The sequence below is a fragment of the Streptococcus infantis genome (genome assembly GCF_047463635.1).
GTDB classification, from domain to species: Bacteria; Bacillota; Bacilli; order Lactobacillales; family Streptococcaceae; genus Streptococcus; species Streptococcus infantis_W.
The window spans coordinates 1-16398 of the sequence record NZ_JASHDL010000014.1; the positions used below are offsets into that span (position 1 = coordinate 1).

The following is a 16398-nucleotide window of genomic DNA, read 5'->3' on the forward strand; positions in this document are numbered from 1 at the left end:
ATGAATCTTTCTAATGAGTTGTTTTGTCGCTTTTCATTATAGGTCATATGGGACTTTTTTTCTACAACAAAATAGGCTCCATAATATCTATAGGGGATTTACCCACTACAAATATTATAGAGCCCTTTTTTATAGCGATTTCTTTAGAAATAAGGCCATCTGAAAATCGTTTCAGACTTGCCCAATAATTGGATTTTACTTTTACTAGTTTTACCTATTAAACTATTGATTTTTTAAACTGTTTTTGATATATTAAATTGGTATAGAAAAAATTATATGTTTATTCAGAAGTGTTTAAAAATTGAGGAGGATATTTTTTTAAAACAAAATGCAAACGCTTACTTGGTAAACTGAAAGGAACAAAAAAACCGATGGATAAAGGATTATTTGAAAAACGTTGCAAATATAGTATTCGGAAATTTTCATTAGGGGTTGCTTCTGTTATGATTGGTGCAGCTTTCTTTGGAACTAGCACTGTTCTCGCAGATTCTGGACAAACAGGTTCAACAGCGAATATGCCAGCTGATTTGGCGGCAGCTCTTGCCAATGCTAAAGAGGATGATGGGCATGACTTTGAAGCGCCAAAACCTGGTGAAGATCAGGGTTCTCCTGAAGTAACTGAAGGACCAAAGACTGAAGAAGAATTGCTAGCAAAAGAAAAAGAAACTGCAACAAGCTCAGCAGCTTCAGATACTCTTCCTGAAGAACTACGTGGAAAACTTGATAAGGCTGAAGAAAATGGCCGCACTGCCTCAAAAGAAGAACTAGAAAAAGAAGATAAAAGCCTAGTCCCAGAAGATGTTGCTAAAACAAAAAATGGGATATTAAACTACGGTGCGACTGTCGAAATTAAAAGTGCTGCAGGGCTTGGTAGTGGTATCGTTATCGGGGAAAATCTCGTTTTGTCTGTTTCTCATAACTTTATCAAAGATGTTCCAGATGGCAATAATCGTAAAGTAGCTGATAATGTTGAAAGTGATGACGATGTTTATACAGTTTCTTACAAAGGGGCACCGGATGTCAAATTCAGTAAGAATGATGTGAAACACTGGGATCGTGAAGGTTTCCTAAAAGGTTATAAAAATGACTTAGCCATTGTCAAACTTCGCAGTCCACTTGCAAATGCTCCAGTTGAAGTTTTGGATAAACCATCTACAATTAAGGTGGGAGATAAGGTGCATGTTTTTGGTTATCCAAAAGGCGAGCTCGATCCAATCCTTAATACCACTGTTGAAGCTATTAACAATCACGGAGAAGGTGTTCGTGGCATTAGCTATCAAGGAAGTGAACCTGGTGCCAGCGGTGGTGGAATTTTCGATGAAAATGGGAAATTGATTGGTATTCACCAAAATGGTGTATCTGGTAAACGTAGTGGAGGTATTCTCTTCTCACCTGCTCAGCTAGAGTGGATTCAAAACTACATCAAGGGTATTGAAACAACGAAACCAGCTGGTCTAGATGCTCTCGATAAACAAGTTGAGGACAAGGAAGAAAAACCAAAAGAGGATAAACCTAAGGAAGATAAGCCAAAAGAAGAAACACCAGCAGAAAATAAACCTGCTGAGAACAAGCCAGCTGAGAATAAACCGACTGAATCAAAAGAAGTTACTCCAGAATGGAAAACAGTTGAAAATAAAGACCAACAGGGAACAGTAACAATCCGTGAAGAAAATGGAGTTCGTTACAACCAACTAGCTTCAACTGCTCAAAATGACAATGGTAAGAAACCAGCCTTGTTTGAAAAAGATGGTTTGACAGTTGATGCTAATGGAAATGCCACAGTTGATTTGACCTTTAAAGAAGAATCTGAAACAGGTAAATCTCGCTTCGGTGTCTTCATGAAATTCAAAGACACTGATAACAACGTTTTTGTAGGTTACGACCAAGGTGGATGGTTCTGGGAATACAAGACAAACGGTAGTGGACTTTGGTACCAAGGTGGTCGTGTTGCAGCACCAGTAAATGGTTCTGTCAACCACTTGACGATCAGCCTCAAATCAGATGGACAACTTAACGCAACAAACAATGATGTCAAACTTTTTGACACACTTACCTTACCATCTGCTGTAAATGACAAGCTCAAAGATGAGAAGAAAATCGTTCTTAAGGCTGGAAGCTATAGCAGTGAGAGAACCATTGTAAATGTTAAAACAGATGACCAAGAAGGCGTGAAAAACGACCAAGAGGCTGCTGAAAAAGAAAAAGGTGATACAGTAGACGATAGCAATGTCAAGTACGACACTATCGAATCTACAGTATTGAAAGCAGTCATCGACCAAGCCTTCCCACGTATTAAAGAGTACGTCCTAAATGGCAACAAGCTTCCAGGTCAAGTGCAACCGATTAATCAAGTTGTGATTAACAAGCACGCTGTGACTCCTGAAGTTACTTATAAGAAGATTAATGCAACGACTGCCGAGTATGAAATGAAACTCCGTGATGAGGAAAACCTCATCAATGCAGATATGACCGTTCGTTTGCAAGTGGTGGACAACCAACTTCACTTTGATGTGACTAAGATTGTCAACCATAACCAAGTTACACCAGGACAGAAGATTGATGATGAACGCAAACTACTTTCTTCAATCAGCTTCCTAGGAAATGCCTTGGTATCTGTATCAAGCGATCAAGCGGGAGCTAAGTTTGATGGGGCAACCATGTCAAACAATACTCACGTCAGTGGTGATGACCATATAGAAGTAACAAATCCAATGAAAGAATTAGCCAAAGGCTATATGTACGGATTTGTTTCAACAGATAAACTTGCTGCTGGTGTATGGAGCAACTCACAAAATAGCTATGGTGGTGGTTCTTACGACTGGACACGTTTGACAGCTTATAAGAATACGATTGGCAATGCTAACTACGTGGAAATTCATAGCTCTGAATGGCAATGGGAAAAAGCCCACAATGGAGTTGTCTTCCCAGCATACACTCAAGAACTTCCAAGTGCAAAAGTTGTCATCACAGAAGATGCCAATGCTGACCATAAAGTTGACTGGCAAGATGGTGCGATTGCTTACCGTAGCATCATGAACAACCCTCAAGGTTGGGAAAAAGTCAAAGATATTACAGCTTACCGTATCGCTATGAACTTTGGTTCACAAGCGCAGAACCCATTCCTCATGACCTTGGATGGTATCAAGAAGATCAACCTCCATACAGATGGTCTTGGTCAAGGTGTACTCCTTAAAGGATACGGAAGTGAAGGACATGACTCTGGTCACTTGAACTACGCGGACATCGGTAAACGTATCGGTGGTGTTGAAGACTTTAAGACTCTTATTGAGAAAGCTAAGAAATACGGTGCCCACCTCGGTATCCACGTCAACGCTTCAGAAACTTATCCAGAGTCTAAATACTTTAATGAAGATATTCTTCGTAAAAATGCAGATGGTAGCTACAGCTACGGTTGGAACTGGCTTGACCAAGGTATCAACATTGATGCTGGTTATGACCTCGCTCATGGGCGTCTAGCTCGTTGGGAAGAGTTGAAGAAAGAGTTGGGTGAAGGTCTAGACTTCATCTACGTCGACGTTTGGGGTAACGGTCAATCAGGTGACAACGGTGCCTGGGCAACTCATGTTATTGCTAAAGAAATTAACAAACAAGGTTGGCGATTTGCTATTGAGTGGGGCCATGGTGGTGAATATGATTCTACCTTCCAACACTGGGCAGCTGACTTAACCTATGGTGGCTATACAAATAAAGGTATTAACAGTGCCATCACTCGCTTTATCCGTAACCACCAAAAAGATTCTTGGGTTGGGGACTACAGAAGTTATGGTGGTGCAGCTGACTACCCACTTCTAGGCGGTTATAGCATGAAGGACTTCGAAGGATGGCAAGGACGTAGTGATTATAACGGTTATGTAACCAACTTGTTTGCTCATGACGTTATGACTAAGTTCTTCCAACACTTCACAGTCAGCAAATGGGAAGATGGTAAACCAGTAACCATGACTGACAATGGTAGTACCTATAAATGGACTCCAGAAATGAAAGTTGAGTTGGTCGATGCTGCAAATAACAAGGTTGTGGTAACTCGTAAATCCAATGATGTCAACAGTCCACAATATCGTGAACGAATTGTTACGCTTAACGATCGTGTGATTCAAGATGGTTCAGCCTACTTGACACCTTGGAACTGGGATGCAAATGGTAATAAGCTTGAAAGTGACAAGGAAAAAATGTACTACTTCAATACTGAAGCAGGTGCAACAACTTGGACACTTCCTAGCGACTGGGCAAATGGTAAGGTTTACCTTTATAAACTAACTGACCAAGGTAAGACTGAGGAAAAAGAAGTTGCCGTGAAAGACGGTAAGATTACCCTTGACCTCACTGCAAATCAGCCATATGTTCTCTATCGTTCTAAACAAACAAATCCAGAAATGTCATGGAGTGAAGGAATGCACATCTATGACCAAGGATTTAACAGTGAATCTTTGGATCATTGGAAGATTTCGGGAGATGCTTCTAAGGCTGAAATCGTGAAGTCTCAAGGTGCAAACCAAATGCTCCGCATCCAAGGCAATAAAGAAAAAGTTAGTCTCACTCAAAAATTGACTGGCTTGAAGCCAAATACTAAATACGCAGTCTATGTCGGTGTAGACAACCGTAGTAATGCTAAAGCAAGTATTACCGTTAATACTGGTGAAAAAGAAGTAACCAACTACACCAACAAGTCACTAGCTCTTAACTATGTAAAAGCCTATGCTCACAATACTCGTCGAAGTAATGCAACAGTTGATAACACAAGTTACTTCCAAAATATGTATGCTTTCTTCACAACAGGTTCAGATGTATCAAATGTAACCTTGACCTTGAGTCGTGAAGCAGGCGATGAAGCAACTTACTTTGATGAAATCCGTACTTTTGAAAATGAATCAAATATGTACGGGGATGGTCACGATACTGCAACAGGCGTCTTCAAACAAGACTTTGAAAATGTTGGTCAAGGTATCTTCCCATTTGTCATCGGTGGTATCGAAGGTGTTGAAGACAACCGTACTCACTTGTCTGAAAAACATGGACCATACACACAACGTGATTGGAATGGCAAGAAAGTTGATGACGTTATCGAAGGAAATTGGTCACTCAAGACAAATGGTCTCGTAAGTCGTCGTAACTTGGTTTACCAAACAATTCCACAAAACTTCCGCTTTGAAGCAGGCAAGACCTATCGTATTACATTTGACTATGAAGCTGGATCTGACAATACTTATGCCTTTGTAGTCGGTAAGGGAGAATTCCAATCTGGACAAGCAGGTAATTTGGAAGTGCATGAATTGCCAAATACTTGGACAGATTCTAAGAAAGCGAAACGAGCAACCTTCCTTGTGACAGGTGCTGAAACTGGCGATACTTGGATCGGTATCTACTCTACAGGTAACGCAAGTAATACTCGTGGAGATTCTGGTGGTAATGCTAACTTCCGTGGTTACAATGACTTCATGATGGATAGACTTCAAATCGAAGAGATTGTCTTGACAGGTAAGATGATGACAGAAAATGCAGTCAAGAACTATCTTCCAACTGTAGCCATGACTAATTACACCCAAGAATCTATGGATGCTTTGAAAGAAGCAGTCTTCAACCTCAGTCAAGCAGATGATGACATCAGTGTAGAAGAAGCTAAAGCAGAAATCGCTAAAGTCAATGCTTTGAAAGACGCTTTGGTCATGAAGAAAGTAGCTCTTGTGGCAGATGACTTTGCAAGCTTAACTGCTCCTGCTCAGGCTGGTGAAGGTCTTGAAAATGCCTTTGATGGCAACTTGTCTAGCCTATGGCATACATCATGGGGCGGAGGAGATGTTGGTAAACCAGCAACCATGGTCTTGAAAGAACCAACTGAAATTACAGGCTTCCGTTATGTTCCACGTGGTTCAGGTTCAAATGGTAACTTGAGAGATGTGACTCTTGTGGTTACTGATGAAACAGGTAAGGAGCATACCTTCAATGCAACTAATTGGGCTGACAACAATAAACCAAAAGATATCGACTTCGGTAAAACTATCAAAGCTAAGAAGATTGTCCTAACAGGAACAAGAACTTATGGCGATGGTGGTAACCAATATCAATCAGCTGCAGAGCTTATCTTTGCTCGTCCGCAAGTTGCTGAAACAGGTCTTGATACAGCAGCCTATGAAGCGGCCTTGGCTAAAGCTCAAAAATTGACTAATAAGAGCAATCAAGAGGAAGTGGCAAGTGTTGTTGCCAGCATGAAATTTGCAACAGATAATCATCTTTTGACAAATAGAATCCTTGAATTCTTTGCAGATTATCTCGACCAATTGAAAGACCAAACACCTACCCCAACTCCAGATCCAGAACCTAAACCTGAAACTCCAACTTCAAGCAAGGGAGATGAATCAGCCCCAGTTGTTGACCTTCCAGAATTCACAGGTGGTGTAAATGGTGTTGAAGCCGCAATCCATGAAGTTCCAGAGTACACAGAACCAATCGGTACAGCAGGTGATGAATCAGCCCCAGTTGTAGAGGTTCCGGAATACACTGGTGTTCTTGGTACAGCAGGTGATGAATCAGCCCCAGTTGTAGAGCTTCCAGAATACACTGGCGTTCTTGGCACAGCAGGCGATGAATCAGCCCCAGTTGTAGAGGTTCCAGAATACACTGGCGTTCTTGGCACAGCAGGCGATGAATCAGCCCCAGTTGTAGAGGTTCCGGAATACACTGGCGTTCTTGGCACAGCGGGCGATGAATCAGCCCCAGTTGTAGAGGTTCCAGAATACACTGGCGTTCTTGGCACAGCAGGCGATGAAGCAGCGCCAGTTGTAGAACTTCCAGAGTATACAGGAGTAGTTGGAACGGCAGGAGAAGAAGTAGCTGTAAACGAAGTTCCAGAATTCAAGGGTGGAGTTAACGCAGCAGAAGCAGCTGTGAGCCAAGCACCAGAATTCACAGGTGGTGTAAATGGTGCCGAATCCGCAATTCATGAAGTACCAGAGTTTACCGGAGGTGTGAATGGAAGTGATGGCGCAATCCATGAAATTCCAGAATACAAAGGCCAAATTGGTACAGTAGGTAACCAACCTGCGCCTGTAGTGGAAAAACCAGAGTATCGAGAAGATTCAAAACTTTCAGTAGAGAATAAAGATACATCTAAAGAGGTGAATTCAAATGCTCTTCCAAATACGGGTGAAGATAATTCTGAAACAGCTCTCTTCATCGCTAGTGTCAGCATGGCAGTTTCAGCAGCACTCTTAGCTGTCAAAAGAAAAGAAGATTAAAATACAAAAAAGTTTTCAATAAAAGAGAGCTTAGACTCCACAATCATTGTCGTGGAGAAAAAGAAAACCCAGAGAGGACCCTCTAGGTCCTCTCTTTTTCTAAAGGGGAATGAGAACGCTTACCACTTGTGAGCGTATGAAAGGAAACAGGAAAAAATGGGAAAACATTTTTTTGAGAAACGGTGTCATTACAGTATACGTAAATTTACAATCGGCGCAGCTTCTGTTATGATTGGTGCTAGTATCTTTGGAGCTAGTGTGGTTCAGGCTGCTGAAACAGAAGGACCTTCAGAGACAGAAGGTACGGTAACACAGGCTCAGCCTCTGGATAAACTGCCAGCAGATATAGCAGCAGCTATTGAAAAAGCAGAAGCGAGTGCTGGAACTGTAGATGATCAACCTGCAGCGTCAGAAACTGGAGCAACTGCAGCTGAAACAACTACTCCAAAACCAACTGAAACTCCTGCTCCTAAGGAAGAAGTGGCTTCAAAACCAGCTACAAATCCTAAAGAGGAAGCAGTTTCTGAGGCGAAACCAGTTGCAAGTCCTGCGATTAAAGATGTAGTAGATACACCAGATGTCAATCATCTAGAAAAGGCGACTGCAACAGCTTCAAACCATGAAGCCAACACACCATTTACAGCAGAAAAGGCAATCGACGGAAAACCTGATACTCGTTGGGCAACTGACCAAAACGTTGAGAAACCAACAATCGAATTTACACTTGAGAAGACAACAGTGATTAAGCATGTTGAGATTGATTGGGACCGCCGTCTTCGTGGTGAACAAAATGATCCAAATATCAAGTCATGGAACCTCTATTACGCTGGTCAGGATGATGTGAATGGTTCAGGAGTTAAAGAATGGAAGTTGGCTTATCAAAGAACAGGGAATCCTCTTCTTGATGAAAAAATTGACTTGAAAGAAGCTATCCAAGCCAAATACCTTAAACTTGAAATCACAGATTACCAAGCTGGTACAATGAACTGGAAAAATGTTGGGATTCAAGAAATTCGTGCCTACTCAAACATTCCAGACGCTAGCAAACCAACAGATATTCGCCAAGTGACAGAATTAGCTGTTGCTGAAGATGGAAAATCTCTTATCTTGCCTAAATTACCAGGTCAAGTCAGCTTGATTGGTAGCAACAAACAGGGAGTTGTAGATCTTAATAACAAGATCTACAAACCCTTAACAGATCAAACTGTCAAGGTAATGGTCCAACAAGTCAAGGATACTCATACCTTCACAAAAGAATTTGAAGTCCTTATTAAAGGATTACATGCAGATGAAGGCGTTGGTACTAAACCAGCAGTTGCTCCAGCAGTTCAACAATGGTATGGAACTGAAGGCAAAACTTCTATTACAGCTGATACCGTGATTTCAGTTGGCGATTCTGGATTTGGTCAAGAAGCTAAATTCTATCAGACTGACCTTGAAAGTCGTGGGCTAGAAATCGCTACAGGTGATCAAACAGCTCAAAAACGGATCGAATTTAAGAAAGTTGTTGATAAAGGCTATGGTAAAGAAGGCTATGGTATCACCATTAAAGATGGAGTTATCACAGTAGAAGCAGCGACCAACGCAGGAGCCTTTTACGCAACTCGTACTCTCCTTCAGATGGGAGAAAAGGATTTGCAAAACGGAGAAATCCGTGACTTCCCAAGCTTCAGTCACCGTGGCTTTATGCTAGATACAGGTCGTAAGTTTATTCCTTATGATACGCTTGTAGACATCATGCTCAACATGGCCTACTACAAGATGAACGATCTTCAGTTGCACTTGAATGACAACTATATCTTCCTAAAAGACCACTTGGCTGGTAAGAATCTTTCTCAAGATGAAGAACTGGATTATGTTCTTAAAAATGCCAAGACAGGATTCCGTGTAGAGACTGATGTTGTCGGTGAAAATGGTGAAAAATTAACATCTGACGAGCATTACACTAAGGAAGAAATGCAAGAAATTATCAAGTTAGCAAAAGCTTTGCATATCAACCTTGTTCCTGAAATTGATACACCAGGTCACGCTCTTTCATTTGTTAAGGTTAGACCTGACCTTATGTACAAAGGCAGTCTTAGCGATTATAGGGGTAAACACAATGTAGAACGTGTGGCTATGTTGGACTTGGACAACAAGTACGAAGAAACGCTTGCTTTTGTTAAATCAGTCTATGATAAATTGTTGGATGGAGAGGATGCACCACTTCATGGTGTCTCAACAGTTCATATCGGAACCGATGAGTACTACGGTAGTCGCGAAAGCTATCGTCGCTATGTCAATGATATGATTCAGTACATCAAAGGCAAAGGCTATACACCACGTATTTGGGGTTCACTTAGTGCAAAACCTGGTACAACGCCAGTTGATTGGAAAGATGTAGAAGTTGATATCTGGAGTATCGGATGGCAACGTCCAGCTGATGCTATTGCTCAAGGCGCTAAGATTATCAATATCACAGATATTCCAACCTATAGTGTCCCAAGCGGAAGTAACAGTCAAGGTAGTTATGGCGATTATGCCAACTATGAAACTCAATACAATCGTTGGACACCAAATGACTTCTCAACAGGTGGAGGACCACGTCTAGAAGCATCTAATCCAAATATCCTTGGTGGTGGTCACGCTGTATGGAATGATAATATTGACCTCCATGAAACTGGACTCACTTCTTACGATATCTTTAAACGCTTCTTCAAGAGTATGCAATCAACTGCAGAACGCACTTGGGGTTCAGACCGTGCAGCCAAGACCTATGCAGAACGTGTTCAACCAGCAAGTGTTTATGCACCACAGTCTAACCCAGATAAGACCGTAGCTGAAGAAGACTTGTTCAAGATTAATCCTGAGACTGTCAAAGATTATCTTGCTAAGAAAGTACAGAAGACTGAAGCAGGTTTGAACTTCGAAAAAGATAGCACTATCGAAGGCCTAGTTGGTGATGTCGGTCCAAGTCATGTCTTGAAATTGGATGTGACTGTGACTGGTGATGGCGAGCAAACCTTCTCAACAAGTGGCAACAACCGACTTTATCTTGCAGATAAGGATGGCTACCTTGCCTATACTTTTGAGCAATTCCATATTCAATTCAACAAGAAACTTGAAAAGAACAAACGCTATCAAATTTCTGTTGTAACCAAACCTCAAGTGACAGAAGTTTATGTGGACGGTGAAAAGGTTGAACGGATTGCAAATCCAGCTAATCCTCTCTTTGCTCATAATAGCTTGGTTCTACCTCTTGAAACAATCGGTGGCTTCAAAGGAATCTTGCATAGTGCTGAGTTGTCAAATGAACCATTCGTAAATCCACGTTTGATTCCAAATGATCATTTTACAGTTTCTGCAACTAGTCAAGAATTACCAGGTACCAATGCAGAAGGTCCAGTCGAAAAAGCCTTTGACAATGATCCAAATACTTTCTGGCATTCAAAATGGTCTGGTCATCAGGCTCCATTCACTGTTGCAATGAACTTGAAAGCAGCAGAAAAAGTAAATGGTCTGACCTACCTTCCACGCCCAGGTGGAGGCAATGGTGTCGTGACATCTTATGAAATTTATGCTCAAAAAGATGGTCAGATGGTTAAAGTTGCCTCAGGAACTTGGGAAAATAATGCCAAAGAAAAAACAGTAAACTTTGAGGCTATTGAAACAGATAAGATAGAGTTTAAAGTTCTAGAAGGTGTGCGTGGATTTGGTAGTGCAGCAGAGATTCAACTTCTTAAGCCACTTTCTGATAGCAAACCAGAAGAGCCAGTTACTCCAGAAAAACCTGTCACTCCTGAGAAACCTGTCACTCCAGAAAAACCTAAAGTTGAAGAAGTAAGCGATGGTACAACTGAACTTGCTGATAGCTTTGTAGCTACAAAACCAGCTAGTGACGACGTAGTTGCTGCAGCAGCACAAAGTCAAGATTATCTTAAGAAAGAGTATAAGGTCTTCCCAACACCACAAAAAGTAACTTATGGTGAAGGCGTTACGAAACTCCATAAACAAGTAAATCTTGTTATGGGCGATCAGTTAGATATCTATACTCGTAACCGCTTGAAGAGTGTTCTACAAGATCATCAAATTTCATACACAAGCAGTCAAACACCTGTAGCAGGTGCTACCAACATCTACCTTGGCGTTCATGGTCAAAATTCACAAGCTGAAAAAGAAATGCCAAGTCTATCTCAAGGACTCTTTGATAAGATTGATGCCTATGCATTGTCAATCAAAGGCAACACAATCTCTATCGTCGGTAAGGATACAGATGCTGTCTTCTACGGTTTGACAACTCTCAAACACATGCTTAATGAAAGTGAAGCTCCAGTCTTGCGTAATGTAACAGTTGAAGATTTCGCTGAAATTAAGAACCGTGGCTTTATCGAAGGTTACTATGGAAATCCATGGAGCAATGCTGATCGTGCTGAATTGATGCGCTATGGTGGTGACTTGAAGTTGACTCAATACTTCTTTGCACCAAAAGACGATCCATACCACAACAAGAAATGGCGTGAACTTTATCCAGAAGAAAAATTAGCTGAAATCCGTGAATTGGCACGTGTCGGAAACCAAAACAAGACTCGTTATGTGTGGACTATCCACCCATTCATGAACAACCGTATCCGTTTTGGCAACGATGCTGACTACCAAAAAGACCTTGAAACCATTAAGGCTAAGTTCACTCAATTGATGGATGTCGGTGTCCGTGAGTTCGGTATTCTAGCCGATGATGCTCCAAGTCCAGTTGGTGGCTACAATAGCTACAACCGCTTGATGAAGGACATGACAGATTGGTTGACTGAAAAACAAGCAACTTATGTTGGTCTTCGTAAGGAAATGATCTTCGTTCCAGGTCAGTATTGGGGTAATGGACGTGAAGATGAGTTGAAAGCACTCAATGAAAATCTTCCAACTTCAACTTCTATGACCCTTACTGGTGGTAAGATTTGGGGTGAAGTATCAGAAAACTTCCTCTCTAACCTTAAGAACAACCTGACTGCAGGTGGTAAGACCTACCGACCAGTTTCTCTATGGGTAAACTGGCCTGTTACAGATAACTCTAAACAACACTTGATCTTGGGTGGTGGTGAGAAATTCCTTCATCCGAATGTAGACCCTAGTCTCCTATCAGGTATCATGTTGAACCCAATGCAACAATCTGAGCCTTCTAAGATTGCCCTCTTCTCAGCAGCCCAATATGCATGGAAACAATGGAAGTCAGAAGAAGAAGCTAAGAAAGTAAATGACATCGCCTTCAACTTTGTTGAAAACGGTAAGTTTACAGATAGCGAAGCATCAGTTGCCTTCCGTGAGCTTGGTAAACATATGATCAACCAAAACATGGATGGTCGTGTTGTGAAATTGGAAGAGTCTGTTGAACTTGCACCGAAATTGGCGACCTTCATGTCTAAGTTGAAAGCTGGTCAAGATGTTAGTGCAGAGCGTCAAGAATTGCGTGCAGAATTTGCTAAACTTAAAGCTGCAGCTCAACTATATAAAGCATCTGGTGATGAAAAGATGCGTGCTCAAATCCACTATTGGTTGGATAATACTATTGACCAAATGGACGCCTTGAGTGCTCTTCTTGATGGTACAGAAGCTATCGAAAAGAATGATTCTGCAAAACTTTGGGATAGTTACTATAAGGGCTTGAAACTCTATGAACAGTCTCAAACCTATACCTTCCACTATGTAGACCATGATGAAAGAGCTGAGTTGGGTGTTCAACATATCCGTCCATTCTTGCTAGGCCTTCGTGAAATCCTTGCAACAGAAGTCCAAAAAGCCTTGCATCCTGACCAAGTCATTAGTACCTTTATCACAAACCGTACTGGTGTCGAAGGTGGACTTGCTGAAGTGACTGACGGTGATTTAGGAACACATGCTTTGATCAAATCACCAAACAGCATTCAAACTGGTGACTACATTGGCTTGAAATTTAACAAGGCTGTTCCAGTTCAAAACTTGACCTTTGCAATGGGAACTCAAGCAAATCCTCGTGATACCTTCAACAACGCTAAGGTTGAATACCTCAATGAAAATGATGAGTGGGTAACCCTTTCAGAACCAAGCTACACTGGTAATGAACCTCTGCTTAAGTTTGAAAACCTCAACATCAACGCCAAAGCTGTTCGTATGATTGCGACTTCAGATCGTGGAAATACTTGGTTTGCTGTAAGAGAAATTGCTGTTAACCGCCCTGTAGAAGTTACTCGTGCTAAACAGTCAGCTACTGTGACTATCAGTCCAAATCTTATGTACAAGTACAATACAACAGTTGGTCAGATTACAGACGGACGTGATAATACTGAAGCCATGCTTGCAAATGCTGATAGAACAGACACAACTCCAGTCAATGGTTGGGTACAACTTGACTTGGGTGAAGTTAAACCTGTGACCAAGGTTCGTTTGGTTCAAGGTTCAGGAGATAAATTGGCAGAAGGTGTTCTTGAATATTCTGCAGATGGTAGCTCATGGCAAGAGTTGGATCGCTTGACTGGCGAACAAACAAAAGAAATCGAAACTCCAATTTCAGCTCGCTACGTTCGTGTTCGCAATACTAAGAACATCAACCTATGGTGGCGTATCGCTGACTTCTCAGTTGAAACACGTGCAGGCAATAGCGAATTGACTGATACAAACGTTGAAAGCTTGAAGTCAACTCCAGTTGATGATAGCCTAGGCCGTTATGACCTGCAAATTCCAAGCGGAACTAAGCTTCCAGCTAATAGCTACTTGGGTATGAAACTTGATCGTCTTCACCAAGCTGAAAGCATTCAAGCACTTGGTATTGAAAATCCATCCCTTAACTTGGAATACTCTCCAAATGCCCAAGAATGGTATCCAGCTAATCAAGTGACTGATAAGTCCTTGGTACGTTATGTTCGTCTAGTTAATAAGACTGATCAAGAACAAGCAGTGACAGCAACTTCTCTACTTGTTCAGACAAAAGAAGTTCAACCAACCACACTTGATTCGACATCAATGGGAATTCACCCAACATACGGTAGAAATGACGTTCGTAAGATCAAGAACTTGGATCAGTTGTTTGACGGTGTCTACAATAACTTTGTAGAGTTCTCAGACTATGCTCGTAAAGACGGTCATATTACCTTGAAACTTGGTAGCGAACGTGACATTAAGAAGATTAGAGCTTACATCCAAGACGGCACTCAAAACTATCTCCGTGATGGTAAGATTCAAGTCAGTCAAGATGGTAAGACTTGGACAGATGTTGTAACAGTTGGTGATGGCCTTGCTAATGAAACACGTGATGACTCCTTGACAGATGGCTGGACACATGATTCTAAGATGCCAGGAAATCGCTATATCGAGGGTGAACTTTCAAGCCCAGTTAAAGCCAACTATCTCCGTGTTCTATTTACAGCAGACTATGATGCTCGTTTTGTAGGCTTCACTGAGTTGGTTATCAATGATGGTGAATTTGTGAAACCAATCAATGACCCAACTGTTGAAGGAAACAGCGGTGAAAGCCAAGGAAACCTATACACAAACCTTGTGGATGGCAAAGTATTGACAAGCTACAAGGCTGAGAAAGAACAAGGTGAGCTTGTCTACCACTTGTCAGAACCAACAGACGCAAATCATATCCGACTTGTTTCAAGTCTTCCACAAGGAGTGAAAGCTCGTGTGCTTGCTCGTATTCTGAAAGAAGATAAAGCAGATGCTTGGTCAGAACTAGGTGAGATTACCTCAAGCTTCCAAACATTTGCTGTCAGAGATAAGTCTCCATTATTGGATGTCAAACTTGTTTGGGAAGGTGGCAAACCAGAGTTCTACGAAATGACGACCTTCCACCAAGAACTGCCAGAAGAACCAGAGAAACCAGCTCCAACCACAAGTAAGGGTGATGAGCCAGCACCAGTAGTAGAAGTCCCAGAATTTACTGGTGGCGTAAATGGTGTTGAAGCAGCTGTTCAAGAAGTTCCAGAATACACTGAAGCTATTGGCACAGCAGGTGATGAGCCAGCACCGGTAGTAGAAGTCCCAGAATTTACTGGTGGCGTAAATGGTGTTGAAGCAGCTGTTCAAGAAGTTCCAGAATACACTGAAGCTATTGGCACAGCAGGTGATGAGGCAGCACCAGTAGTAGAAGTCCCAGAATTCACAGGCGGCGTTAACGCAGTCGAAGCAGCTGTTCAAGAAGTCCCAGAATACACTGAAGCTATTGGCACAGCAGGTGATGAAGCAGCACCAGTAGTAGAAGTCCCAGAATACACAGGCGGCGTTAACGCAGTCGAAGCAGCTGTTCAAGAAGTTCCAGAATACACTGAAGCTATTGGCACAGCAGGTGATGAGCCAGCACCAGTAGTAGAAGTCCCAGAGTACACAGGAGCAATTGGAACAGCAGGTGACGAGTCATCTCCAGTAGTAGAAGTTCCAGAGTACACAGGAGCAATTGAAACAGCAGGCGACGAACCATCTCCAGTAGTAGAAGTTCCAGAATTCACAGGTGGAGTAAACGGTGTTGAAGCAGCTGTTCATGAAGTACCAGAGTACACTGAAGCTATTGGCACAGCAGGCGATGAAGCAGCACCAGTAGTAGAATTCCCAGAATTTACTGGTGGTGTGAATGGTGAAGCAGCAGCTGTTCAAGAAGTAATCCCAGAATACACAGGTGGTGTCAATGGGGCAGAAGGAGCTGTCCGTGAGATTCCAGAATACACAGATGAGCAGTCTCTTGTAGCTCTTGCTATGTCACAAGATAAGACTTACCAAGCACCTGCAAGTCATCCATACAAGCTCCCAGAGACAGGTACTAAAGAAAATGCCGGCCTTGCAGCCGTTGGTGTTGTAGGTGCACTTCTTGGTATGTTTGCTATGGGAAAGAAAAAAGACGACGAATAAGATGATGTAAAAGCATCTAATACTCAATGAAAATCAAAGAGCAAACTAGGAAACTAGCCGAAGGTTGCTCAAAGCACTGCTTTGAGGTTGTAGATAAGACTGACGAAGTCAGCTAAAAACACTGTTTTGAGGTTGTGAATAGAACTGACGAAGTCAGTAACATATACCTACGGCAAGGCGACGTTGACGCGGTTTGAATTTGATTTTCGAAGAGTATAAGTCATAGAGATTGGATCAAGAGACTAATCTCGATTATAAAAAGCGGACAAAACTAGTTTTCTGATAAACAGAA

At 41.9% G+C, this 16398-nt stretch carries 2 protein-coding genes; both read left to right on the top strand.

Features of this window, described 5'->3' with window-relative positions; all coding sequences use genetic code 11:
* Positions 1-371: 371 nt before the first annotated feature.
* Positions 372-7253, top strand: coding sequence for a SpGH101 family endo-alpha-N-acetylgalactosaminidase (locus QM867_RS08015; RefSeq protein WP_414315521.1), 6882 nt, complete (start codon positions 372-374; stop codon positions 7251-7253).
* A gap of 156 nt (positions 7254-7409) precedes the next feature.
* Positions 7410-16106, top strand: coding sequence for an SIALI-17 repeat-containing surface protein (locus QM867_RS08020; protein ID WP_414315522.1), 8697 nt, complete (start codon positions 7410-7412; stop codon positions 16104-16106).
* The last annotated feature ends 292 nt before the right edge of the window (positions 16107-16398 follow it).

What these genes read in the sequence shown, in the direction of transcription:
- QM867_RS08015 (WP_414315521.1), top strand. Translation starts at nt 372, where the DNA reads ATGGATAAAGGATTATTTGAAAAACGTTGCAAATATAGTATTCGGAAA.
- QM867_RS08020 (WP_414315522.1), top strand. Translation starts at nt 7,410, where the DNA reads ATGGGAAAACATTTTTTTGAGAAACGGTGTCATTACAGTATACGTAAA.